The sequence below is a fragment of the Alicyclobacillus fastidiosus genome (genome assembly GCF_026651875.1).
GTDB classification, from domain to species: domain Bacteria; phylum Bacillota; class Bacilli; order Alicyclobacillales; family Alicyclobacillaceae; genus Alicyclobacillus; species Alicyclobacillus fastidiosus.
In genome coordinates this window covers 1,953,326-1,978,744 of the sequence record NZ_CP104067.1, presented here as the reverse complement: position 1 = coordinate 1,978,744, position 25,419 = coordinate 1,953,326, and the positions used below count along the sequence as shown (strand labels likewise).

Sequence of the window (25,419 nt, the reverse complement as noted above, 5' to 3'; positions counted from 1 at the left end):
TTTTAGTCTTCATATTGAACGAGCGTTCGCACCGGGATATTCCCCAGTTTCTCCCGCCCATTTAACGGCAAAAGCTCAATAAAGAACGCTGCCCCAACGACAATTCCACCGAGTTTCTCAACGAGTTCGATGGTGGCCGCCATGGTCCCCCCAGTCGCCAACAGATCATCCGCAAGAACGACCTTTTGACCGGGTTTAATCGCATCCGTATGAATTTCCAGCATATCCTGTCCGTACTCCAAATCATACGTCACGGAAACGGTCGTGGACGGGAGCTTACCGCGCTTGCGCACCGGGACAAACCCGACCTCAAGCGCGTACGACAACGGGGCCCCCACCACGTATCCGCGCGCTTCTGGTCCGACGATCACTTCGGCGCCCCACGCCTTGGCCTGTTCGCCGAGTTGCTCAATCGCCGCCTTGTACGCCGGTCCATCTGCTAACAGAGGCGTGATATCGCGAAATAGAATCCCTTTCTTGGGGAAATCAGGAATGTCTCGAATCAAATTGCGAAAGTCTATCGTCAATCAAGTTCTCTCCTTGTTATAACTGTCCGGCAAGTGTGTCCGAACAGGGTAATTGTCCTTGTCATAAGGCCACGAAGTGACTTCTCAGATGGGCCTGATATGAAATGGCTTCGCGCAAGTCATGCGGTTGAACGGCCTCAAGAACATGATACGCACCATTATGACATGCGGCAAATCCCAACTCCACAAAAGTCTCTAAGATGACGTCCACTTTCGCCACATCTTGTCCCTTGGCAAGCTGATAGAACCGTTCTCGTTCGACCACTCGCTCTTTGTGCAAGTGTCGATAGAACACTGCGAACACGTCGCGCATGACCGGTTCGTCGAGCAGCCAACCGTCTGTCACGCGCAGTTGTACGCGACGCGTCCCGCGCCAAACATTTTCCTCAAGCTCCGCAACCACGCCGATCAATTGGCCAACCTGCACCCTCGACTTGGCGCCTTCAGGCGCTTGAAACCAAACGACGTCACCCTCCGTCTTCCCCTCCTGCAGCCGCAGCCGCACATGCGTTCCGTCCCCAAGCGGCGTCACCGACTTGACGACAGCCGGGCCGACAAAGAAACGCAAAGGCTGGTTTTCCGGACCGTGTGGAGAAAATCGCTGCGTCCACGCGAGCGTGTCCATCGTGGCCTCTTCAAGCGGCAGAAAATCGTCCGCCACAATTTCGGCCTGGGCCTCGTCGGCCCTCGGTGCAGCTTCCACCACAGCCTCAAACGCCTCGCGAAACGCGTGGATTTGACCTCGCTCCACACCACAGCCAACCGCCGCATCATGTCCACCGAAATGGTGTAACAGCGAGCTACAGGCGGTGAGCGCATCGTGCAGCGAAAATCCCTCAGGCGCGCGGCCAGAGCCGCGCATGACGTCCTCGCCGGAGTCGGAGAAAACGATGGCCGGGCAGCCGTAGCGATCGACCAATTTCGCGGCGACAATTCCAACGACCCCAAGCGGCCAGGGTCCAGCCACCACGATACCCGCGGGACGCCGATCGACGTAGTCGGATTCGACAGCCGCTTGTGCGGCGAGAACCGCTTCATCGGTCAGCCGTTTTCGGTTTGCGTTCAATTGCTCGATTTCGTCGGCAAGCTCCCCAGCCTGCGTTCGACTGCCGGCCATCAGGAGGTTGAACGCGACGATGGCGCTCGACATCCGCCCGGCGGCATTCATGCGAGGTGCGATCCGCCACGATACACCCGTGACGGACAGCTCGTCTGGATTGACGCGCGCCCTGTCACACAGCGCCAGCCACCCTGGCCGCCTGCACAAGCGCAACGCCGCCAAGCCTTCGCGAATGAGTCTTCGATTCTCGCCGCGCATCGGCATGATATCACTGATGGCGCCGAGTGCCGCGAGGCCGAGGATCCAATCGGCGTGATCGGATGTGCTTGTTCCCGGGCGCGAAAGGTGCGCGAGCGCCTGACAGAGCTTCCACGCAACGCCCGCCCCCGACAGCACGATGGCGTCGTCGGGGCACTCGTGCCTCGACCAGTGCACGACGGCCGTGCACTCTGGCAGCGGCTCGTCGTCCGGCTCGTGATGGTCTGTGACAATGACATCGATGCCGAGGTCGAGCGCTAAATCGATGGCGGCATGCGCCCGTATCCCGTTGTCGACGGTGATGATGAGGTCCGCCCCGCGTTGTGCAGCGCGTTCCACGAGGCCTGCGCTCAGCCCATATCCATCGGCAACGCGTTCGGGAATCAGACACGCCCATGTAGCGCCAAGCACCTGAAGCTCACTCGCTAGAATCGTACTGGCCGTTACGCCGTCGACGTCGTAGTCGCCGACGATGACGATGGTCTGGGCACCTGCAATCGCCCGTTGAATGCGGTCCACAGCCTGGCGCATCTCGTGAAAATCGAATGGATCGGAATACTGTTCTCGTGCATACAGAAACCGACGAGCCTCTTCCGGCGTCTTGATATTTCGCGCAAGCAGCCAGCGTGCTACCCGTCGGGGCAAATCTAACGCCTTGGCGATAGCCTCCACCATCTCGTCGGAGATGCTAGCGGTCAGCCAAAGCGGGGTTTGTGTCGGCACGTTCGTCTTTCCTCTCTTCTGGGCTGTAATATGGATTGACGTGGACGAACACGTCTTGAATGCGATCAAATTCCACTCTCATCTCGGACCTTACGCGCGCCGCGATATCGTGACCTGCTGCGACGGTGATGTGCGCGTCGACACCGATCTCCAAGTCGACGATGACATACTGGCCGTGGTCTCGAACGCGGATCTCGTCGATGCACTCGACCCCGTCTACGCTTGTTGCGGCCTGGATGTACGGGGCGAGGTCCTGCTCCTCGAGCACGACGCGGTCCATCAAGCTCTGCAGCGAATCCTTGGCGATTTCTATCGCCATCTTTAATACGAGAATGGCGACAAAGATACCTGCCACAGAATCCATATACAAGAGCAAGTGAATATGTAGATGGTGTCCGAGCAGCGAGAGACCAATGCCGATAAACGCGGCCATAGACGAGTATACATCGGAACGATGGTCGTAGGCACTGGCAATCAAGCTCTTGCTGCGAAGTCGTTTCCCCAAACGGATATTGAAGTGATATAGACATTCCTTGACAATCATCGCGGCGAGCGCCGCATACGCTGCGATACTGTCGGGGCGAGTGGGCTTGTGAAAGAGCGACGTAGCGGATGTATAGCCCACCTCTACTGCTGCCGCCACGAGAAATCCGGCCACGATGATGGAGGCGATGAGTTCGGCCTTGCCGTGTCCATATGGATGGTCTTCATCCGGCGGCTTTCTCGCGATGCGCATACCGATGATCACAGCAAGCGAGCCGATCAGGTCCGCAGCGGAATGAACTGCATCCGCCACCAAGGCCTCACTGCCCGCAATCACTCCCACAATGCCTTTGCCGATTGCCAGTAGCACATTGACTACTGCATTCGCGTAGGCAACCTGATTTCCACGTCGTTCGTCTCTCGTCAGGGCGCTCAACAGCCTGCCTCCCACAAATACATCTCTATAAACAGCCTACCCGACTCGGCAAGGAAAGATAAAGAAAGCGCTCCAAAGGGAGCGCTTTCCGTGTAAAACCCTCGCATCACACTGGTTTGGTCTTCGTCGGCGACTGGCCTTTGCCACCCTTGAGAGAGCGGCCACGCCATGCGACCCACAGCGGACTCGCGATAAAAATGGAGCTGTATGCACCGGACACGAGCCCGATGATCAGCGCGAACGTGAAGTTGCGAATCGACACGCCGCCGAAGAAGTAGAGGATGACCGCTGCGATGAGCACGGTGATCACGGTGTTAATCGAGCGCGACATCGTCTGCCACAGGCTTCGATTGACCAGTTGTTTCAAGGTGTCGACATCTTTGGGCTTGACGATTTTCAAGTTCTCTCGAATGCGGTCAAAGATGACGATGGTGTCGTTGATGGAGTAGCCCACAATCGTCAGAATGGCCGCAATGAACGTGAGATCTACCTCCCGGCGCAAGAGCGCGAACGCCGCGAGAACGATGAACGCGTCGTGCAACAGTGCGACAATCCCGGCAATGGCGAAGCGGAACTCGAATCGAATCGCGATGTAGACGACGATAAACGCGGCCGCAATCAGTACGGAATACACCGCCTTGCGCGCAGTCTGCGCCGCTACATATGGATCTACAGTCTGGACGTCGGTGGGCAATTGCTTGCCGAAATACGAAACCTCAGCCTGATCCAGCTTATCTTGTTGAGCGCCAGAAATGATTTCCGGAAATTGTACAATCGCCACATTTCGTTGGACTCCGCCCTCCGTCAAGGCCGTATCGTCGATGTGGAGTCCGAGCGAATTGAACATCTGCGTAACCTTCGTCTGGTCAACTGGTTTGTCGAACGTGATCTGCACCCGAGACCCGGCTATAAAGTCCGTCCCCAGATTGAACCCGAGTGTGGCAAAGACGATAAGTCCCGCCACCGTGATGGCCCCGGAGAGGAGAAAGAACCACTTGCTCAAACGAATGATGTCAAACTTGGGCTTCATCGTTTTTTAGCACTCCTTTCCCCGCGCCATACCACCAGGGTCGACGCACCACATTGGAATTCGTAAACGTCAACAACAGGATGCGGCTCAGGATGACCGCGGTCAGCAGGCTGACGATGATGCTGATCATCAGCGCCACGGCGAATCCGCGAATGTCCCCTTCGCCAAACCAATACATCACCGCGCCAGCGATAAACGTCGTCGCGTTCGAATCCAAAATCGTACGCAGTGCGTTCTTATTTCCGATTTTTACCGCAGAGCGAAGACTGCGGCCATTGCGCATCTCATCCTTGATTCGCTCATAGGTGATGATATTGGCGTCCACCGCCATGCCGATACCGAGCACCAACGCCGCGAGTCCGGACAAGGTGAGGACGACGTGCATGCCGTCAAACACGGCAATCGTGACATATCCGTAGGCGACCAAGGCCAAATCGGCAATTAGACCCGCCAAGCGGTACATCACAATCATGAAAATGAAGATCAACACGATTGCGATAAGTCCCGCCCACAGTGTGGCCTGAAGGCTGGCTTGTCCGAGCGACGGTCCGACGCTCTCTTGGCTCTGCAGGGTCAGATTGTACGGGAGTGCCCCGGCATTGAGCGAATTCGCCAACTGGTTACAAGCTTGTACGCTGTTCAGCGTGGGGCCTGAAATCACGCTGTCGCCGGTGTACATCTTCTCTTGAATCACAGGATCCGTGAGCAGCTTGCCGTTCAAGAAGACGTAGATCGGCTTCTGATAGAACTGTTGCGTGATGTTCTCCCACTTGCTCGCCTGTTTGAACGAAATCGCGACTTCGTTCTCACCTGTGTTCGGGTCCTGAACCCAGTGTGCGTTGCTCTTCAAATCGTTCCCCGTCGCCAGCAGCTTGCCGGCCGGCCCGGTAATCTGACCGGTCTTTTTATCGATTTTCGCACTCGAATAGATTTGCAGCTGCGCGGTCTCACCGATGACCTTGCGAGCGTTGGACTGGTTGAATGCTCCGGCCAACTGAACACGCAGCTGATTCGTCCCTTCCAGGTCGATAATTGGCGACGCTGTACCCAGGTTGTTGACGCGATTTTCGACCGCCTGCAACAACGCCTGCTTACCACTCGCGGTGATTTGCTGGCCAGGGAGCGGTTCAATTTTGTACAAAAGGTCAAAACCACCCTTCAAATCGAGTCCCAGCGGGATCGATTTCCAGAGGTTCGTCACTGAGCCCGCAGTCCCACCAATGATGACTGCAGCCATCAGCAAGAACGCTATAAAGCGTCCCCATTTCATAGGTTGTCCTCCTTACTGTCGGTTCACGGGGCAAAAATTCCGAATACGCATAATGGCATAACATGTCTAGTATACGCAACGTCAAAATTCGACGTCAAACAGCGCTTATTGGCAATCGTTCGAATGACCCGCATTTCCATTTACAGCTCACCTTTGTACGCCTCAATGGTCTGATAGTTCATGAAGTCCATCACTCGAATGCAGAGGATAAAATCGACTATTTGATGAATCGGTGCGTCCTTTGGCAATTTGGCACACACAAACGACCACACCTGCTCTAAGTTCGCCTCTTCATATCCGAGCAATCGAAATTCCTCGACCTTCGTTGCACAGAGACTGAGCAACTCTTTCAAATAAGGGCGAATCTGCGCCTCTTCATGCGGATTCACAAGAGCGCCTCCTTCTCATCGATAGACAATCGCATTCCGCAAGGACCGCCCACTTTCCTCTATAAGAACAGGTGGACGAACGTGGACTAGACCTCGTGCTCCCCGCATAGGGATTAGGGGACAGCCTAACCTGTGTGTAAAGAGTACCGCATGACGGCATCGCGCGTCACCTTTGTGACCGGCAAGAAAGTGATCATTTTCCTACAAGACATCATCCGCTTCAGTAAGATAACGGAATGGGAGCGTTGTAGAGTGAATCGTCCATCGTTTCTTCACGGTGCACTCATTTTAATGATCTCGGGACTCGTCACTCGCATCATGGGCTTCGTGTACCGCGTGTTTCTCACGCGGATCATCGGCGCGGAGGGAATGGGCCTGTTTCAAATTGTCTTTCCCATCCTCGGCCTGGTACTCACGCTTGTCACCGCAGGCCTTCCACTCGCCATTTCGAAATTGGTCGCCGAAGCCATTGCACAAAACGACAAAGCCCGAGTGAAGCGCATCATGGGGGTCAGCGTCGGCGTCGTCTCGGTGATGACGGTCATCTTGACGGTCCTGATGTACACCTGTCGCGGTTTCATCGAACATCACTGGCTCTCCGATGCGCGAGCGTTCCCAACCTACCTCACCATGATCCCGCTCGTGAGCATCATTGCCATCTCCAGCTTGTATCGCGGCTATTTTCAAGGTCTCCAGGACATGTCGCCCACGGCCTGGGGCCAGATTCTCGAACAGACGGTGCGCATCATCAGCATCTGGATTTTGGCTGCGTATTTTATTCAATACTCGTTGGAGTACGCTGCCGCTGCAGCCATGATGGGAATGGTTCTCGGGGAATTCTGCGGGATGCTGTTTCTCGTCGCGTCCCAACGCCGTCGAGGGAGATTGGACAGCGTGTTGCCAAACGGCGCAACGAGAAGTCGAGAAACCGTACGCCAGACGTTGCACGCCATGGGAGAAATCGCTCTGCCCGTGACCCTTAGCAAGCTGATTTGGTCCGTGTTGTTTGCAGCCGAGCCCATTCTCGTGATGCGGGCACTCAAGGCCGCCGGGTTTACCACGTCCACGGCGACAGCGCTCTATGGGCAGTACAGCGGCATGGCCATCCCACTGCTCGTGTTCCCGACCGTCTTTACTGGGTCTTTGGCGACCAATTTGGTGCCTTCCGTTTCGGAGGCGGTCGCTGCGTCCGAGCGGTTCCGCGTCCGTATCCGGCTCTCACAGAGTTTTACGGCCACTGCCATGGTCGCATTTCCGTCGGCCGTCGTCCTGACGATGTTTGCGGGTCCGCTGACGCATTACATTTACAAGGAGGACTCCATCGGACCCATTCTCGCCGTCATGGCTCCATTCATGTTCCTGCTTTGCTTACAGGCGCCGCTGACGGGTATTCTTCAAGGTTTGAACAAGGCGGGCGTGGCGATGGTCAACTCCATCATTGGGGGCGTTCTAAAACTGCTGCTCATCTATTTGCTGGCATCGAAACCGACGATGGGCATCCTCGGCGTCAGCATGGCGACGGCTGCATCGTTCACAGTATCCTGTCTGTTAAACCTATGGTTCGTCGTCCACTACGTCGGATTTACGATCCGCCTGCAAGCCTTAACTCGCGTCGCACTTGCCTCCTGCGGCATGTTTATGTACATGCAAGTGATCACGTGGCACAAAACTCCACTGCCGTTTGGCTCGATGATGCTGGCCATTCTCGGCGGGTTTATCCTTTACTTTGGGCTTCTTTGTGCCTTACGTGTGCTCACCACGCGCAACATCCGCCGCGTACCGCGCGTGGGCCCTTGGCTCGCTCGCCTAGTGGCCCGGATGCCCTTTGCCGTGTAATTACGTTCACGATTTTCCACCCGATGAGTCGCGTCCGTCTATCGAAATGTGACCCTCGCTGTCCATCGCCGCGTGGAACACATCCGTCACCTGATATCCTCGACGCTTCATCTCGGCCTCGAGCCACGCCTCGTCGCGGCCCAGAATCCCCAGACTCTTGGCCACGGGCACCCCGTCGGCAATCAGCGGAAGCGGAATGATTTCGGTCTTCACGGGTTGCCCAATGTCACGTGCAGTCAGTGGACGGACGTCCGCCTTGGGGAACACGCTCAATTGCCCGGACGTCTCTAAGATGGCGAACTCTACATCTGCGATATTGGCGACGCCCTTCTCGCGAAGTTGCGTCATGAGGTCGTGCGTGGAATAACGCAACCGCTTCATCTCGCGGTCCTTCACCATCCCGTGCTCGATGAGCACGGACGGTTCACCGTCGACGAAATGGCGAAATCGATGGCTTTTGATCTGCAGGAATGCCACGATAATTTGAAACAGAACTAACGAGCCAATCGCGATAAACGATTTGTACAAAGGCACTTCAGTGTCTTCCATGGGCAAGGTCGACAACTCGGCGATCATCACGGACACCACAAAATCAAACACCGACAACTGGCCGATTTCTCGTTTTCCCATGATGCGCAGCGAGAGCATTACGGCCAGATACAGTACGAATACTCGAATGGGAAATTGCCAAACTGGAATATGTGGCATGCTTGCGGTTCCCTCCCCACCGGTGTATTATGACCCGGTGGTGGGACGTTCCATGCACAGGAATTTCCGATCATGCCATCGATTCCCCTGCTTTGGTTTGAAGTTGTGCAAACAAGTTTGCAACGCGATTGAACAGGTCCGCTGCGTGTTCGACGTGATCGAGTACGTGATGTGTCGCACTCGCGCGAACGTGAAGGACGACGTTGTCCCCTGTTTGAAAACGATGTGCATTAATCGCTTTCACCACGCGCTCCTGCACTGAAAGTACCTCGGATTCGGTCACATCCGGCAACAAGATCAGCATCTCGTCCCCGCCATAGCGACACGCCAGTTCGTCGTGGCGAAGACACTCGCGAATGATCATTCCCGTCTGTCGAAGGACCTGGTCCCCGACATCGAATCCGAACGCATTATTGACGTGTCCAAATTGCTGCAGGTCGATGCATATCGCGCACCAACTCGTCATGCCCCGCAGCACTTCCTCGCGTACGCGAATGTTCGCCATGTGAAAGGTATACAGACCTGTCAACCCGTCGACAAACAGTTGCCCGTCGAATTCCGGTGTGTATACGGCGGTACGGTTTCGCCCACGCTGCTTAGCACCCCAGTACATCGCACTGTCGGCCTTGAGCAGAAGATCTCGATCCCTATCGCTATCCTCGGGGCAACTCGCGATGCCGATACTGACCGTGATTCCTTGCAGCCGGTAGCCGTGGAACTCAACAGAGAGCTGCCGCACCGCTTCCCGAATGCGCTCTGCCGCCTCATATGCCCCGTCTCGTCCCCACGGCAACAAGAGCGCAAACTCCTCCCCGCCATAACGCGCGACAAATGCATCGGGTCCGCTTAGACGCTGAAGCAGGTGGCCCACTTCCATGAGGACGGCATCGCCCGCTAAGTGGCCGTATGTGTCGTTAAACTTCTTAAAGAAGTCGATATCGACGATCATGACCGAAACGGGTGTCCCCTCATCGACGGACGCGGTGACTCGTGCGGCCAGCTCTTCGTAGAAAAACCGATAATTGTAGAGTCCAGTCGCGGAATCCCTGCGGGTGCGCTCCTGCAACTCTTGATACAAGCGGGCGTTCTCGAACAATACAGATACTTGATTGGCCAGCGCCGACACGTAGTGCACGTGCTGAGTAAACGCGTGGGAGCGCTCGGCATAACACACGATGGCCCCTTGTTCCGACATATGAGCTTGCGTCGGGAAGATGGCCATACTCAAGAGCGATGGCCCGTCCGCCTGAAACCATCGCACGCGCTTGTCCCTTCGAGCGTCGGAAATATACACAAACTCCCCAGAGTGAATGGTGCTCCAGATGACTCCTCCCATGTCTTCTGAGATCCCATCCTGCCGAAACAGATGGCTCTTATCAGCCGGATAAACGAACTCCGGCACGAGGCGAGTCCTGGCTTTGTCGAGCACGAATACGACCACCACGTTGGCCATGGTCAACTTGTGCGCGATTTTTGCGGATTCCTGCGCAATGGCGCGAATGTCAAACTCGCTCGTCAAGCGAGTGGTAGCTTGATGCACCATCTGAAGATCTCGCGTTTGCCGATGGACTCGCAAAATATAAGCCAGGATGATGATCGGCAAGATCATCACGGGCCCAACTACCCAGTTGATTTCAGACTCGCCGATCATTAGGAACGCAAACGGCCAGCAGATGGCGATATTCAACAGGTCGGCAAACAACCCACCCACTGCTGCAGCGTATTCAAACGTGCCTCGCGAGGCATTCAAAATGCTGATAAACAAGTGATTAAACAAGAGGAATACAAGGGATGAAACGACCACTCCGAGCACCACTTCGGAGTTCACTTTTCCTGCGGATAGATTCGCGTGAAACGGTCGAAAGGCGAGGACCATCAGCATCACACTGAGTGCGTACTGCCCGGCATTAAAAAAGGCGGTAAGAAAATTCCACTCGCGCATGAGCAAAGGCGTGGCAAACGCAGCGATGACCAAAGCCCAGATGGCTAGAGCAGGGCCATCCACGACCATCGCCGCCATAGGGACGACAGGAACTAGTGTCGTGAGACTTTGTCGCATTGGGATAGGCAGGACTTCCAGCGTCGTCCCCAAAACGACCAGGACAGCCAACACTAGCCAGTTAGTATGTAGCAACTGAGGAATATATAGGATGGCGACAATCAAACCGAGCGTCCCAAACAGTACACTCATCGCCGACTGTCTGCGTAGAAAGTCTCTTTCCACCCATGTACCGCCTTCCTAGGACACGCAGTTGGCACATCGGGCCAAATCCAAGAAAACTAGGAGCGCGTGCACTCGGTTGAAGTTTTAGAACATTTTATCACAAGTTCATAATTCGCAGTAGTAGGGAATAGAGATTAGTAAACTTGTACAAGAGGTGACTCGTCCGATGTACGATACAAAATCGACCGGCCGGCTTGGGGCACTCAGGCGATACCCCGTACTGTATGGCTGCTTTTGGGCACTGTTGCTCGCAGCGATTGGGATCATTCTCGTGTTTCTACTAGCTCAATTCGGGAACCTTCAAGCCCGTGGGATCACGGCGGCGGCCTATATCATTCACTGCATCGCCGTCTTCTTTGGCTCTCTGGCCGCAAGTCGGGCAGCTCGCTCACGCGGTTGGTTTTACGGAGGTTTGACAGGCCTGTTGTATGCGCTCTTGATGGTCGCCATCGGTCTGTTCGTGTATAACACATTCACGGTAGATCCGAGCGGTCTGTTTCGCGTCTTTCTCATGGCTGTCATCGGCGCGTTCGGCGGGATGATAGGGATGGCGACGACCGGAGACGACTGACAGACTGCAGGGCACCACGACCGTCCGGCGAAACGGAAATAGAGCCTCCCAGGCAGGGCGCTCTATTTCCGGCGACGGCTATACAGCACCCATCGGTAGTGAAGATGATGGAGCACCTGATTCAGACCGCTTAGTGGCGGCGTTCGTGGTGCTCTTCATGCGAAGACTCTTCGCTGTCCACTTCGCCATCCTCTTCTGAGAGTTCTTCCTCACTGTCGTCTAGTTCGTCTTCCTCGTATTCGTCCGGTGCTCCCAGTGGGTGCTCGTCCTCGGCGGGAACCTCCGTCGCTTCGCTGACGACCCGTACCACCGCACGAGTATCCATCTCCACTTCGACACCATCTGCGATGCGCGCAACAATGATATCACCATGGATCTCCGCAACTTCTGCGTAGATTCCAGACGCAGTCATAATTTTCGCACCTGGAGCTAGCTCTTTCATCATTTCGGCTTTTTTCTTTTGATTGCGCCGTTGCGGCAAAATCAATAGGAAATAGAACACAACCACCAAAATGACGAGAAAGATTAAGCTATTTCCACCCTTCATCCCAACACATCCTCTCGCTGTCCAGTATAACCATACGAATTGTAAAATTCGCGTTTGAATGCCAAAAACCTGTTCTCCTCAATAGACTTTCTCATTTTCTCCATCAAATCGAGCAAGAAATGGATATTGTGATAGCTCGTCAGGCGGATGCCAAGGACTTCCTCCGCCTTCAGCAAGTGGCGGATATACGCCCGCGTAAACGTTTGGCACACGCGACAAGTACAGTCTTCGTCAATCGGCGAAAAATCTTCTTTGTACTGGGCATTTTTCAGTACCAGCTTCCCTTTTGAAGTGAAGATGGTGCCGTTTCGAGCAATTCTCGTCGGCAAGACGCAATCAAACATGTCGACACCCCGTTCCACGCCTTCGAACAGGTCGTCCGGAGATCCGACGCCCATCAGGTACCGCGGTTTGTCGGCCGGCAAAAACGGCGTCGTGTAGGCCAGTACCTCGTACATCAAAGGCTTAGGCTCACCGACGCTCAGTCCGCCGATGGCGTAGCCGGGCAAATCGAGATCGACTAAGGCCTCAGCTGCTTCGCGGCGCAAATCGAGGTGTTCGCCGCCTTGGACGATGCCGAACAGCGCCTGTTCGTCTGGCCGCGCGTGCGCTTGCTTGCAGCGCTTGGCCCAGGCCAACGTCCTGTCGAGCGACGTGCGGAGGTACTCGCGCGATGCGGGATAAGGGGGACACTCGTCCAACTGCATAATGATATCCGCACCAAGCGCATTCTCGATGCCCATCACGGACTCCGGCGAGAAAAATCTCGGGCTGCCGTCGATGTGCGACCGGAACGCGACACCTTCATCCGTGATTTTCCGCAACTCTGAGAGGCTGAAGACTTGAAACCCGCCGCTGTCCGTAAGTACCGCCCCAGACCAGTTCATAAAGCCGTGAAGCCCGCCCCCTCGCTTCACAATTTCCTCTCCTGGGCGGAGGTGAAGATGATATGTATTCGATAGGATAATTTTCGCACCGAGCTCCGAAAGTTCCCATGGAGCCATCGTTTTCACCGTCGCCTGCGTGCCCACGGGCATGAATACAGGTGTCTCGATCACGCCGTGCGGCGTATGCACCCGTCCCCGCCGCGCCGCCGTGTCCTTACATCGATGCAACAACTCATACCTGACTGGTACCGTCAACAGGTGCCCTCCTCGTCAAAAACATCGCGTCTCCAAAGCTGAAGAATCGATATTCCTCTCGCACCGCAGTCGCGTAGACTTCCTTTGCGTAATCCGTTCCCATCCAAGCACTGACGAGCATGAAGAGCGTGGATTTCGGCAGGTGAAAATTCGTAATCAGGGCATCGGCGATGCGAAACGAATATCCAGGGTAGATAAAAATATCGGTTTCCCGTGCGCCGGCCACCATTTTCCCGGTCGCTCCCGCACTCTCGAGTGTCCGCAGGGAGGTCGTTCCCACCGAAATAATTCGTCTACCTTCCGATTTTGCCCGATTAATTGCCGCCGCAGTCTCCTCGCTGACCTCATACCACTCACTGTGCATCTCGTGCTCTTCCACTTCGTCCACTTGAACCGAACGAAAGGTACCAAGCCCAACGTGCAGCGTGACGGTATGCACTTCGACGCCCATCTCGCGCACCTTGGTCAAAAGTTCATCAGTAAAGTGCAGGCCGGCCGTGGGTGCTGCTACGGAGCCCACGTTCTGTGCGTAAACCGTCTGATATCGATCCTTATCCTCCAGGGTTGTATGAATATATGGAGGCAACGGCATCTCTCCGAAACGATTTGCGATTTCGGTCACAGCTTCATCTGTTTCAAAACGCACTTCCCGAAGTCCTTCTCCTTGAACGCCTACCACCTCGACGATAACAGAGTCCGCCTCGGTTCCCACTCTAATTTTCGACCCGAGTCGCAACCGCTTCGCCGGTCGAGTCAACGCAATCCACGTCTGCGGCCGCTCACTCGGGCGCAACAGCAATATCTCGACGCGGCCGCCCGTATCCATCTTTTCGCCATACAGCCTCGCTGGAATCACCTTGGAGTTGTTCAGGACCAAAACATCTCCTTCGCGAAGAAAGGAGGTAATGTCCCGAAAGTGTTTGTGGACGAGTGAATGCGCCACTGGATCGACGACGAGAAGTCGCGACTCATCTCGCGAGGATAGAGGCGTCTGCGCGATTAACCGCTCGGGGAGTTCGTAATCAAAATCTTCAACGCGCAACGGATACATTCCTTTCAACATTCCTGCCGCTGTGATCTATCACTGCGTCTGACGCGCAACAATATCACTGACGGACACGCCTATTATACTTGGAATCGGCATCCTGGCAAAATGGGGCCGTATGCCGTCTGAAATCGGCCCTTGTAATAAAAAATGTGACGCGGCCGTTCACAGGCACGCGTCACACCTACGTAGGGAAATCGCATCGGCATTACCAACCTGGCACCGATGTACGCTTTGAGGGAATATAAGAACTCACGCTTTTTGCGGGTGGCTTTAATTCCCTATATTTCATTAATTCAGAATCGGAAAGGTAATAGGTAACAACGGAGCTATTGGCCCGCTCAACGCGGCTGTCCGACTTCAGGTTAGGCACTGACGTGCGGTAACCCGGGGTTACTCTCCCGTTCAATGACTTCATTCCACCTCATTTGAGCGATTCAAATTGACCATCCGTATGCACAAAAGTCCAATACCAATTCGGTACTGGACTTTATCTCGCGCCTGGCAACGACCTACTTTCCCAGCCCCTCTCGGGACAAGTATCCTCGGCGCTGGAGGTCTTCACGTCCGTGTTCGGTATGGGTACGGGTGTTTCCCCTCCGCTATGGTCACCAGACCGCTTGGCGTTCAGGTATTCGTTCGCACGGCTTCGGCCTATCAGCCTGAGATGTGCTACTCACACCTTCACTCAAGCTTCCAGTTACGTCGCTCCGTAACTTTGTCTTTATCCTCGCTCCTGAATCATGGAACAACCTCTTTCATGCGGGTGAAGCCCTCGACCGATTCGTATCTGTCCGCTCCACGTATCACTACGCTTCCACGCCAGACCGATCTACCTTGTCTTCTTCAAGGGGTCTTACTTCCCTAACGGAATGGGATACGTTATCTTGAGGCAGGCTTCGCGCTTAGATGCTTTCAGCGCTTATCCTTTCCCGACTTGGCTACCCAGCTATGCTTCTGGCGAAACAACTGGTACACCAGCGGTCGGTTCATCCCGGTCCTCTCGTACTAAGGACGACCCCTCTCACGTATCCTGCGCCCGCGGCAGATAGGGACCGAACTGTCTCACGACGTTCTGAACCCAGCTCGCGTACCGCTTTAATGGGCGAACAGCCCAACCCTTGGGACCGACTTCAGCCCCAGGATGCGATGAGCCGACATCGAGGTGCCAAACCTCCCCGTCGATGTGAACTCTTGGGGGAGATCAGCCTGTTATCCCCGGGGTAGCTTTTATCCGTTGAGCGATGGCCCTTCCACTCGGTGCCACCGGGTCACTAAGCCCGACTTTCGTCCCTGCTCGACCTGTCCGTCTCGCAGTCAAGCTCCCTTGTGCCTTTACACGCTTCGCGCGATTTCCATCCGCGCTGAGGGAACCTTTGGGCGCCTCCGTTACTCTTTAGGAGGCGACCGCCCCAGTCAAACTGTCCACCTGACACTGTCCCATGACCAGTTTCATGGCCATTGGTTAGAACACAAGTACCTCAAGGGTGGTATCCCAACGCCGACTCCACTCAGGCTGGCGCCCAAGCTTCTCTGTCTCCCACCTATCCTGTACATGACGTACCCGTATCCCATATCAAGCTACAGTCAAGCTCCACGGGGTCTTTCCGTCTAACCGCGGGTAACCTGCATCTTCACAGGTATTACAATTTCACCGGGTCTCTCGTTGAGACAGCGCCCAAGTCGTTACGCCTTTCGTGCGGGTCAGAACTTACCTGACAAGGAATTTCGCTACCTTAGGACCGTTATAGTTACGGCCGCCGTTTACTGGGGCTTCAATTCAGAGCTTCGCCTTGCGGCTTACCCCTCCTCTTAACCTTCCAGCACCGGGCAGGCGTCAGCCCCTATACTTCGCCTTTCGGCTTCGCAGAGACCTGTGTTTTTGCTAAACAGTCGCTTGGGCCTTTTCACTGCGGCTTCTCTCGAAGCGCCCCTTCTCCCGAAGTTACGGGGCCATTTTGCCGAGTTCCTTAACGAGAGTTCTCCCGCGCGCCTTCGTGTTCTCCACGCGCCCACCTGTGTCGGTTTCCGGTACGGGCACCTCACCACTCGCTAGAGGCTTTTCTTGGCAGTGTGACTTATGGGACTTCGGTACTGTACTTCCCTCCCCATCACAGCTCACGATTACCAGGGTGCGGATTTGCCTACACCCCTCGCTCGCTGCTTGGACGGCCTCTTCCATCCGGCCGCTTCCCTCAGCCTCCTGCGTCACCCCTTCGCTCAATCGCGATGTTGGTGGTACAGGAATTTCAACCTGTTGTCCTTCGACTACGCCTTTCGGCCTCGCCTTAGGTCCCGACTTACCCTGGGCGGACGAGCCTTCCCCAGGAAACCTTGGGCTTTCGGCGGACAAGATTCTCACTTGTCTTTTCGCTACTCATACCGGCATTCTCACTTCCATCCGCTCCACCAAACCTCTCGGTTCAGCTTCCCCGCAAATGGAACGCTCCCCTACCATGTTTCCATCCATAGCTTCGGTGTCTGGTTTAGCCCCGTTACATTTTCCGCGCAGCGCCACTCGACCAGTGAGCTATTACGCACTCTTTAAATGGTGGCTGCTTCTAAGCCAACATCCTGGTTGTCTGTGCAACGCCACATCGTTCCCCACTGAACCAGTACTTTGGGACCTTAGCTGTTGGTCTGGGCTGTTTCCCTCTTGACCACGGGTCTTATCACTCGTAGTCTGACTGCCAGGTTCTTCGACAAAGTGGCATTCGCAGTTTGACTAGGCTTGGTAACCCTCGCGGGCCCCGCACCCAATCAGTGCTCTACCTCCACTTCTCATTCCCTGACGCTAGCCCTCAAGCTATTTCGGGGAGAACCAGCTATCTCCGGGTTCGATTGGAATTTCTCCCCTACCCCCAGTTCATCCCCTGGCTTTTCAACGCCAGTGGGTTCGGGCCTCCATGCGGTGTTACCCGCACTTCACCCTGACCAGGGGTAGATCACCCGGTTTCGGGTCGATGACGACAAACTATACCGCCCTATTCAGACTCGCTTTCGCTTCGGCACAGGCTCCTTCGCCTTCACCTTGCTTGCCATCATCACTCGCCGGTTCATTCTACAAAAGGCACGCCGTCACATGTCATGCATGCTCCGACTGCTTGTAAGCACACGGTTTCAGGTTCTATTTCACTCCGCTCCCGCGGTTCTTTTCACCTTTCCCTCACGGTACTATCCGCTATCGGTCGCCAAGGAGTATTTAGCCTTAGGAGGTGGTCCTCCCAGATTCCCACGGGATTTCTCGTGTCCCGCAGTACTTGGGGTCTGTTGCACATTCCACAATCCGTTTCGGTTACCGGGCTCTCACCGTCTATGGCCGGCCTTCCCATGCCGTTCTCCTACGGATTGCTTCCTGCTGGCTCCCTGCAGGTTGCCACCAACAGCCCCTCGACCCCGCATACGCATCGACTGCAGTCTGTACCACGTATACGGTTTAGGCTTCTCCGCTTTCGCTCGCCACTACTTACGGAATCGCGTTCGCTTTCTTTTCCTCGAGGTACTTAGATGTTTCAGTTCCCTCGGTTGCCTCCGTACACCTATGTATTCAGTGTACGGTACTAGCGCTTCACACTAGCAGGTTTCCCCATTCGGACATCCACGGATAAATCGCTCGCTTACAGCTCCCCGTGGCATTTCGGTGTTCGCCCCGTCCTTCTTCGGCTCTTGGCGCCTAGGCATCCTCCGTGCGCTCTTTCTAACTTCACCGTTTTGACTTCCTAACCACAAACGTGATTATTCCATCTATAAATCCGGTTACGTTAACCTGTTACGCATTTACGGTTACCGGTTTTACTTATTCGAGGTTGTTCCATATTCAGTTGCCAAGGTACCTTGAGTTTGCTTCCACCTCATACGAGGCTTGGCTCCCTCAAAACTAAACACCCACGTCCTAAAAGCCTTGTTTCTCCGTAGAAAGGAGGTGATCCAGCCGCACCTTCCGATACGGCTACCTTGTTACGACTTCACCCCAATCATCAACCCCACCTTCGGCGGCTGGCTCCTGAAAGGTTACCTCACCGACTTCGGGTGTTGCCGACTCTCGTGGTGTGACGGGCGGTGTGTACAAGGCCCGGGAACGGATTCACCGCGGCATGCTGATCCGCGATTACTAGCAATTCCGGCTTCATGCAGGCGAGTTGCAGCCTGCAATCCGAACTACGAACGGCTTTTTAGGTTTCGCTCCACCTCGCGGCTTCGCTTCCCGTTGTACCGCCCATTGTAGCACGTGTGTAGCCCAGGACATAAAGGGCATGATGATTTGACGTCATCCCCGCCTTCCTCCGACTTACGCCGGCAGTCACCTGTGAGTCCCCACCACTACGTGCTGGTAACACAGGTCAAGGGTTGCGCTCGTTGCGGGACTTAACCCAACATCTCACGACACGAGCTGACGACAACCATGCACCACCTGTCTCCTCTGCCCCGAAGGGAAGGACTATCTCTAGCCCGGTCAGAGGGATGTCAAGCCCTGGTAAGGTTCTTCGCGTTGCTTCGAATTAAACCACATGCTCCACTGCTTGTGCGGGCCCCCGTCAATTCCTTTGAGTTTCAGTCTTGCGACCGTACTCCCCAGGCGGAGTGCTTATTGGGTTTCCTTCGGCACTGGGGTGTGTCCCCCCAACACCTAGCACTCATCGTTTACGGCGTGGACTACCAGGGTATCTAATCCTGTTTGCTCCCCACGCTTTCGTGCCTCAGCGTCAGTCACTGTCCAGCAAGGCGCCTTCGCCACTGGTATTCCTCCACATATCTACGCATTTCACCGCTACACGTGGAATTCCCCTTGCCTCTCCAGCACTCAAGTTATGCAGTTTCCAAAGCAATCCCAAGGTTGAGCCTTGGACTTTCACTTCAGACTTACACAACCGCCTACGCACGCTTTACGCCCAGTGATTCCGGACAACGCTTGCCCCCTACGTATTACCGCGGCTGCTGGCACGTAGTTAGCCGGGGCTTCCTCACTCGGTACCGTCTCACAAGGAGCTTTCCACTCTCCTTGTCGCTCTCCCCGAGCAACAGAGCTTTACAACCCGAAGGCCTTCTTCGCTCACGCGGCGTTGCTCCGTCAGGCTTGCGCCCATTGCGGAAGATTCCCTACTGCTGCCTCCCGTAGGAGTCTGGGCCGTGTCTCAGTCCCACTGTGGCCGGTCACCCTCTCAGGTCGGCTACGCATCGTCGCCTTGGTGGGCCGTTACCTCACCAACTAGCTAATGCGCCGCGGGCTCCTCTATCAGCGATGCAGTTGCACCTTTCAACACAGGAAGATGCCTTCCCGTGTGTCATCCGGCATTAGCACCCGTTTCCGAGTGTTATTCCAGTCTGACAGGCAGATTGCCCACGTGTTACTCACCCGTCCGCCGCTAACCCCGAAGGGTTCGCTCGACTTGCATGTATTAGGCACGCCGCCAGCGTTCGTCCTGAGCCAGGATCAAACTCTCAAAAAATGTTACTGGCGTTACTTCTAATGTCTCGACGACGACTGTCGTCTCGACCGAAACTTTTAGGCGTGTGTGTTTAGTTTTCAAGGAACCAAATCAATCAGTGCCGCCGAAGCAGCTCAGACAATATACCACGAATCTATCTTCGCTGTCTACTGGAACATTTTGCTTCGGCTCATTCGAACGTTGCGGTTCGAAGCTGTGAGCCAATCAACCAGCGACTCGGTATATCCTGTTTGTTCAGCAGTGCCGCCGAAGCGACAAGTAGTAATATACCACGCTGATGAATGCTCATCAACTGGTTATTCATGGGGCTCACATTGCATATACTTGCATAGGGGTTCCGCAGGGCGCGGAACATTTCGCCGGCGATACATCGGCACCAGAAGGTAGCCCTCGTCGGAATTTAGGGACCAAGACATAGACACCGCGGTCTCCTCTCAGCGACCCCCTGTCGAAGACGTGGAGGAGACTGTGGTACCTACAATCGATGCAACTTTACTATAGTCGCCCGAGTTCAATTGCGACTTACCCGTCTGTAAATCGTAAACCTGCGCCAGCACCATCTGGATGTTGGAGGAGGTGATGTCAGCGAGCGATATCGGGACACCGACTTCGTTCGCCAGCAGATACGTGGCGTACTTTCCAGGTGACACGTCCTGTTTCATCGCCTCGTTCCACACCGAACTAGAGACGTCCATACTATAGACGTTCGCCTTTTCTGCGACACTTGTCCCGACCGCCTTGAGTGCAGAGTGTACGTCGCTCGTCGCTTGAGCCTCAATCGCGCTCGCGTCTGTATGTGCGTCTGCACCCGCCGCAGCGACAATAATCGTATCGTTCGCAGGCAACATCCCTTCTTGTACAGTGTTGTGAACGACCAGTTGAATGGCCGTACTGAGTTTATCACCGTCCACATGAAGGGATTTAGCCAGCTTCTTTCCAGCCGCATTGAGACCGTGCACGTCGAGAACGGTCATATGGTCACTCAAGTCAAGGCTGACGCTCGGGCTCATGTCGAGTGAGACAAACGCGTACGCCTCTACCTTGGGTGGTGCGATAAAGATGGCGTGCAACAACCCTGCGCAGATGACGACCGCGGCGGCGACACTCGCGACCGTTGACCGAACCCGCAACCGGTGACTGGCAAACGTCGGAACAGGCAGCGTGACCATGTCTCCCACATTGGCTGGCAGCCCGAGCTTGATTCGCTCAAACGCCCCCTGCGGCGTCATCACGATCGCGCGTCCACGGCGAATTTCCATCACCACTCCGAATTGTGCGTTTGTCATCACTCACACCTCCTTTGCATCTTCGAGAAACGACTGAAGTAGCGGAAAGTCTCCCGTCAGAAGCACGACAACGGCCAAAATATACTTGCGCTGCCGCTCCATCGTCTTCCGCGACACGTGTACGCGGTCCTCCAGTTGCTTCAACGGCAAGGATTTTCGACGCTCCACAAATTCGAGTAACTCTTCGTCCTCTGCGATGATCCGCCCAATCTCAAACGCGTTCTGACGCGCGTCCTCGTGCTTAGGCGAAATCCGGACCAGTTCCCCAAACGACAGGTCGAAATCCTGCAACCGCTTTTGGTACTCTTCAATTTCGTACCCGCGCATCGTCGCTTCCTCGTACAGTTGATGTTGCGCGAGCGAGGTGCTGACCTCCGCGTAATTCGTGACATTGTCCTCTTCGTCCAGTAAGTCGAATTCGCTCCACGGCACTTGTTTCCGATCCCGCTGGCGAGATCGAAAAAAGTCAATTAATCGGCGTCGAATGATGGTTTCTGCGAACGAGAGAAACGACGATTCTCGCTCCAAGTCAAACCGGTCTATCGCCTCATTAAATGCCGACAACGCAATGCTGTACTCGTCGTCCACTGTCTGGTCGATATAACGATGCGTGGTTTGCGATGCAATGCGAAGAATAAATGGGACATAAGACGAAATCAGTTGATTTCGCGCCGCTTCGTCCCCCGATTTGGCGCCGTGGAGGAGTCGGGCGAGTTCTTTCCGTTCATCGGATCGACGACGAGTGCGAAAAGGCAGGACTCCCACACGTTCCACCTCATTTCATTAGTTCGCGAACATGAAGACCCTTTTCGGGGGTCTCCTATGCTATCGCGCAGATTTTGTGTTTCATGGTCATGATTCGCCATCTTCTCGGGGCAACAGTCGCCCGAGGTGACGATATCCATTTTGCGTCACAATACGACCGCGTGGGGTTCGTTTTAACAGACCCATTTGCAACAGGTACGGCTCGTACACGTCTTCCAGCGTGTCCGATTCCTCGCCGATCGCGGCTGCAAGGGTTTCGAGCCCGACAGGCCCGCCACCGAATTTATCAATGGCTGCGAGCAAAATGCGCTCGTCGACCGAATCGAGTCCCAACGAGTCGACATTCAACCGCGTGAGCGCGGCGTCCGCCGCCACATCGTCGATGACGTCACGGCCCGACACCTGTACGAAGTCCCGGACACGCTTTAACAAGCGGTTGGCAATCCGTGGCGTCCCGCGAGCGCGCCGTGCGATTTCCTCACAGGCTCTGGGCGTGATGGCCACCTGGAGAACTTCGGCGCTCCTGCGGACGATCTCCGCTAGCTCGTCGACCGGGTAGTAATCGAGGTGCAGAATGACTCCGAAGCGGTCGCGCAGCGGTGCCGACAGAAGTCCGGCGCGGGTGGTCGCCCCGACCAGCGTAAACGGGGGCAGGTCGAGTCGAACTGACCTCGCGGACGGACCTTTGCCGATCATAATGTCGAGGGAAAAATCCTCCATGGCTGGATACAGCACTTCCTCGACAGAGCGAGATAAGCGGTGTATTTCGTCGATGAATAGCACGTCACCAGGCTGTAAGTTCGTGAGCAGTGCAGCGAGATCGCCGGCCCGTTCGATAGCGGGTCCAGAGGTCACGCGGACATGCACGCCCAGCTCGTTCGCGATGATCATGGCGAGCGAAGTCTTGCCGAGGCCAGGCGGACCGTAAAGCAGGACGTGATCCAGTGATTCTCCACGCTCTCTCGCAGCCTGGATAAAGATCTTTAAGTTGTCTTTCACCGTCCGTTGCCCGATGTAGTCGTCGAGGAAGCGTGGGCGGATGGAATCCAGCCCCGTATCTTCCCGACTCCATTCGGCCGAAACAATTCGGTCGTCCATACGTCACCTCCCAACTGTTCGCGTCTCAAACAAGGCTTGCATCCGATTGGTGCTCATAGAGCCACTGCAACGCGGCTTTGACCGCAGTTTCCACCGTCGCAGCAGGTCGGTTCTCGAGGACTGCATCGACCGCCCGCTGTGCTTCCTTCTGTCGGTAACCCAGTGCCATAAGCGCCGTTGTCACGTCGTCAGCCACAGATTCCGACGGCTGTTCGGGCTCAATGCCAGTGACCACTTCATGGGAGGAAACTGGCAAATCGTCGAGCTTGTCCTTGAGCTCCAAGATCATACGCATCGCCGTCTTCTTGCCGATGCCGGGGAGTCGGCACAACGTATTTGCGTCCTCGAGGCGAATGGCCGCGACGAGCGCCTCAGGCGACAGGCCGCCAAGCATTTGTAAAGCCACCTTCGGTCCAATGCCAGATACACTGATCAGTTTCTCGAACACCGTCCGCTCGATCCGGCGCAAGAACCCAAAGAGTAACACGGCATCTTCGCGCACGTGCTGATACGTGTACAATTTGATTTCTTGCTCCAATTCGAGGCCAAGCGCGGTGTCATCCGTCGTAAAGACGCGGTATCCGACATGTTGAACGTCGAGATCGACATAGCCTGTTCCGGTATCCGCAACACGACCTGTCAAAAATACGATCATCTGCGCGTCCCCCGCTCCCAAGTCCATCCGGTGGGCCGATTCGACTCCCGCACCACAAGTCTATCAATCGGTGCACTGTGGCCATGCGCGATTGCGATGGCAAGCGCATCGGCCGCGTCGTCCGGTTTTGGTAGTTCTGCTAGGCCAAGCAACACCTTGACCATCTGCTGAATTTGCCGTTTGTCAGCCCGACCATAGCCGGTCACGGCCTGTTTTACTTGCATCGGCGTGTACTCTGCTATGACAACGGACTGTTCGGCCGCGCTGAGCAATGCCACACCGCGCGCTTGTCCCACGGTAAACGCCGTTGTCGTGTTTCGGTTAAAGAACAGCTCCTCCACCGCCATAACACTCGGATGGTGTGTGAGGAGAATATCCGTCAAGCGATGAAAAATCGTCTGTAGGCGAACTGCCAGCGGCGTATGCGCGTCCGTCTCGATACAACCATACGTGACACACCTCAGGCTAGATCCTTCGACGTCGACGACGCCATACCCCAATCGGGCGATACCGGGATCTATCCCGAGGACTCTCAGTGCATTCAAAAATAATTCCCCTCTCACTGACCACATTTCGCCGTGCGGGGAACAAACTCCTACCGTCAAGCCAGTCACTCTAGATTGACAAACACAACAAAAGGGACGCGAATAGTACGTCCCTCATTGTCTCATAAATCGTCGGTTTGCAGAAGGCTCATCACGATTACACTTGTTGTCGACCGTCGAAATCATTCGCCGTTGACGTATTCTTTTCGTACACAGGTTCCATAAAATACCACGTCAAAGCGACGTTCAAATGCCAGGCAGGGTGCTCTCCTGCAAATGCGGCAACCGCATCGTCGACGATGGGTTGCTCGACCACCTCAAATTGTCCGCTCGTGCCTTCCGTCACAAAGAGTGCAGCTTGCATCGATTTCGAGCCGTGGGTCACCATGGCGGCCCCTTGCCCAAAATCGCTGGCGGCTGGCACGTCCGCATAAGCGACGGACACGCGCATCAACGAGAGGAGCGCAAAGGTGACGACGGCCGCAAAACAGATTGCCGCACAGCGGACTGCGCTGACGGGAATCGTATATATCAGGTTGCGTGCTTGCAACGCTCTCACCTCTTGGTTACGACGTTACACTTAATGTGTGCACGCAGATAGAAGTTATGCAATCTTACGCGCCTTCTTCATCGTCAGGCGTCACAGCGTTGTAATAAACGGTCTGGACGTCGTCATGTGCTTCTAGCGCCTCGATCAAGTTAAACACATCATCTGCCGCTTCTCCTGCAACCTCCACGGTCGTGGAAGGAACATACGTGAGCTCTGCATCTTCGTACTCTACGCCCATCGATTCAATGGCCGTGCGCACGCTCCGAAACGCCTCGACAGAGGTCGTGATGAGGAACGCGTCATCCGACTCTTCGACATCGTCTGCCCCCGCCTCGATGACCTCTAACATAAACGTCTCGGCGTCCGCTACGCGTGCCCGCTCAACGGAGATTTGACCCGTGCGCGTAAACATCCAGGCGACGGCTCCGGATTCAGCGAGGTTCCCGCCACGCTTCTTAAAGATGTGACGGACGTCGGCTGCGGTCCGATTGCGATTGTCGGTCACGATGTCAATGAGCACCGCGACGCCGTGTGGCGCGTAGCCCTCATACTGAATCTCCTCGTACGTGACACCCTCGAGAGAGCCAGTTGCCTTGGCAATGGTTCGTGCAATGTTGTCTGCTGGGAGATTACTTTGTTTCGCCCGCTCAATCGCAACCTTGAGGCGAAAGTTTGTATCGGGGTTGCCCCCGCCTTCCTTAGCCGCGAGGTACACGTCTCGCGATAATTTAGTGAACAATTGGCCCCGAACCGCATCCTGTTTGCCTTTCCGGCGTTGAATATTATGCCATTTTGAGTGACCTGACATGTTTTCTCCCCAACCT

General features: G+C 55.4%; 20 protein-coding genes and 3 rRNA genes. 2 read left to right on the top strand and 21 right to left on the bottom strand.

Annotated elements, in window-relative coordinates; all coding sequences use genetic code 11:
* Nucleotides 1-2: 2 nt before the first annotated feature.
* The 6 genes from NZD89_RS09845 to NZD89_RS09820 form a co-directional block, all read right to left on the bottom strand.
* Nucleotides 3-521, bottom strand: a complete 519-nt coding sequence (locus tag NZD89_RS09845; protein WP_268008450.1) for an adenine phosphoribosyltransferase — start codon at nucleotides 519-521, stop codon at nucleotides 3-5.
* A 67-nt stretch (nucleotides 522-588) separates the two neighbouring features.
* Nucleotides 589-2,568, bottom strand: a complete 1,980-nt coding sequence (gene recJ / locus NZD89_RS09840; protein WP_268007534.1) for a single-stranded-DNA-specific exonuclease RecJ — start codon at nucleotides 2,566-2,568, stop codon at nucleotides 589-591.
* Complete coding sequence (locus tag NZD89_RS09835) at nucleotides 2,534-3,487, bottom strand: cation diffusion facilitator family transporter (protein ID WP_268007532.1); 954 nt, start codon at nucleotides 3,485-3,487, stop codon at nucleotides 2,534-2,536. Before NZD89_RS09835 ends, recJ begins: the two co-directional genes overlap by 35 nt.
* A 106-nt stretch (nucleotides 3,488-3,593) precedes the next feature.
* Nucleotides 3,594-4,517 carry a protein translocase subunit SecF gene (gene secF, locus NZD89_RS09830; protein ID WP_268007530.1) on the bottom strand — a complete coding sequence of 308 codons (924 nt, stop codon included), beginning with the start codon at nucleotides 4,515-4,517 and terminating at the stop codon, nucleotides 3,594-3,596.
* Nucleotides 4,501-5,787, bottom strand: coding sequence for a protein translocase subunit SecD (gene secD, locus NZD89_RS09825; RefSeq protein WP_268007529.1), 1,287 nt, complete (start codon nucleotides 5,785-5,787; stop codon nucleotides 4,501-4,503). The genes secF and secD overlap by 17 nt, the downstream gene beginning before the upstream one ends.
* 140 nt (nucleotides 5,788-5,927) lie before the next feature.
* Complete coding sequence (locus NZD89_RS09820) at nucleotides 5,928-6,176, bottom strand: post-transcriptional regulator (RefSeq protein WP_268007527.1); 249 nt, start codon at nucleotides 6,174-6,176, stop codon at nucleotides 5,928-5,930.
* Nucleotides 6,177-6,308: 132 nt separating this feature from the next.
* On the opposite strand from NZD89_RS09820, the gene spoVB reads away from it, so the two are divergent.
* Nucleotides 6,309-8,012, top strand: a complete 1,704-nt coding sequence (gene spoVB / locus NZD89_RS09815; protein WP_268007526.1) for a stage V sporulation protein B — start codon at nucleotides 6,309-6,311, stop codon at nucleotides 8,010-8,012.
* A 6-nt stretch (nucleotides 8,013-8,018) separates the two neighbouring features.
* On the opposite strand, the gene NZD89_RS09810 is transcribed toward spoVB, so the two are convergent.
* Both NZD89_RS09810 and NZD89_RS09805 read right to left on the bottom strand, forming a co-directional pair.
* Nucleotides 8,019-8,720: a DUF421 domain-containing protein gene (locus NZD89_RS09810; RefSeq protein WP_268007525.1), complete on the bottom strand. Its 702-nt coding sequence runs from the start codon at nucleotides 8,718-8,720 to the stop codon at nucleotides 8,019-8,021.
* A 70-nt stretch (nucleotides 8,721-8,790) separates the two neighbouring features.
* Nucleotides 8,791-10,944 (bottom strand): GGDEF domain-containing protein, encoded by a 2,154-nt coding sequence (locus NZD89_RS09805; protein ID WP_268007524.1) that lies wholly within the window; start codon nucleotides 10,942-10,944, stop codon nucleotides 8,791-8,793.
* A 166-nt stretch (nucleotides 10,945-11,110) separates the two neighbouring features.
* Here NZD89_RS09805 and NZD89_RS09800 point away from each other — a divergent pair, with 166 nt between their 5' ends.
* On the top strand, nucleotides 11,111-11,515 hold the full coding sequence (locus NZD89_RS09800) for a TIGR04086 family membrane protein (protein WP_268007523.1): 405 nt from the start codon (nucleotides 11,111-11,113) through the stop codon (nucleotides 11,513-11,515).
* A 130-nt stretch (nucleotides 11,516-11,645) separates the two neighbouring features.
* Here the strand turns inward: NZD89_RS09800 and yajC are convergent, their stop codons facing one another.
* The 13 genes from yajC to NZD89_RS09735 all read right to left on the bottom strand — a co-directional run bounded on the left by yajC (nucleotide 11,646) and on the right by NZD89_RS09735 (nucleotide 25,403).
* Entirely contained in the window at nucleotides 11,646-12,062 is a 417-nt protein-coding gene (gene yajC / locus NZD89_RS09795; RefSeq protein ID WP_268007522.1) for a preprotein translocase subunit YajC, read from the bottom strand.
* Nucleotides 12,059-13,204 (bottom strand): tRNA guanosine(34) transglycosylase Tgt, encoded by a 1,146-nt coding sequence (gene tgt, locus NZD89_RS09790; protein ID WP_268007521.1) that lies wholly within the window; start codon nucleotides 13,202-13,204, stop codon nucleotides 12,059-12,061. The genes yajC and tgt overlap by 4 nt, the downstream gene beginning before the upstream one ends.
* Nucleotides 13,182-14,255, bottom strand: coding sequence for a tRNA preQ1(34) S-adenosylmethionine ribosyltransferase-isomerase QueA (queA, locus tag NZD89_RS09785; protein WP_431308597.1), 1,074 nt, complete (start codon nucleotides 14,253-14,255; stop codon nucleotides 13,182-13,184). Before queA ends, tgt begins: the two co-directional genes overlap by 23 nt.
* A 493-nt stretch (nucleotides 14,256-14,748) precedes the next feature.
* Nucleotides 14,749-14,865, bottom strand: a 5S ribosomal RNA gene (gene rrf, locus NZD89_RS09780).
* 147 nt (nucleotides 14,866-15,012) lie between these two features.
* Nucleotides 15,013-17,957, bottom strand: a 23S ribosomal RNA gene (locus NZD89_RS09775).
* Between the two features lie 207 nt (nucleotides 17,958-18,164).
* Nucleotides 18,165-19,696: ribosomal RNA gene (locus NZD89_RS09770) — 16S ribosomal RNA — on the bottom strand.
* The 16S, 23S and 5S rRNA genes sit together here, the layout of an rRNA operon.
* A gap of 434 nt (nucleotides 19,697-20,130) precedes the next feature.
* Nucleotides 20,131-20,982, bottom strand: coding sequence for an anti-sigma factor domain-containing protein (locus NZD89_RS09765; protein WP_268007518.1), 852 nt, complete (start codon nucleotides 20,980-20,982; stop codon nucleotides 20,131-20,133).
* A 3-nt stretch (nucleotides 20,983-20,985) separates the two neighbouring features.
* Nucleotides 20,986-21,747, bottom strand: coding sequence for an RNA polymerase sigma factor SigI (sigI, locus tag NZD89_RS09760; protein WP_268007517.1), 762 nt, complete (start codon nucleotides 21,745-21,747; stop codon nucleotides 20,986-20,988).
* An 87-nt stretch (nucleotides 21,748-21,834) separates the two neighbouring features.
* Nucleotides 21,835-22,845, bottom strand: a complete 1,011-nt coding sequence (ruvB, locus tag NZD89_RS09755; protein ID WP_268007516.1) for a Holliday junction branch migration DNA helicase RuvB — start codon at nucleotides 22,843-22,845, stop codon at nucleotides 21,835-21,837.
* 25 nt (nucleotides 22,846-22,870) lie between these two features.
* A complete protein-coding gene (gene ruvA / locus NZD89_RS09750; protein ID WP_268007515.1) occupies nucleotides 22,871-23,500 on the bottom strand; it encodes a Holliday junction branch migration protein RuvA in 630 nt (209 codons plus the stop codon).
* Nucleotides 23,497-24,036 carry a crossover junction endodeoxyribonuclease RuvC gene (ruvC, locus tag NZD89_RS09745; RefSeq protein WP_268008449.1) on the bottom strand — a complete coding sequence of 180 codons (540 nt, stop codon included), beginning with the start codon at nucleotides 24,034-24,036 and terminating at the stop codon, nucleotides 23,497-23,499. Before ruvC ends, ruvA begins: the two co-directional genes overlap by 4 nt.
* Before the next feature lie 166 nt (nucleotides 24,037-24,202).
* Nucleotides 24,203-24,595 (bottom strand): hypothetical protein, encoded by a 393-nt coding sequence (locus NZD89_RS09740; RefSeq protein ID WP_268007514.1) that lies wholly within the window; start codon nucleotides 24,593-24,595, stop codon nucleotides 24,203-24,205.
* Between the two features lie 64 nt (nucleotides 24,596-24,659).
* A complete protein-coding gene (locus NZD89_RS09735) occupies nucleotides 24,660-25,403 on the bottom strand; it encodes a YebC/PmpR family DNA-binding transcriptional regulator (protein ID WP_268007513.1) in 744 nt (247 codons plus the stop codon).
* Between the last annotated feature and the right edge of the window lie 16 nt (nucleotides 25,404-25,419).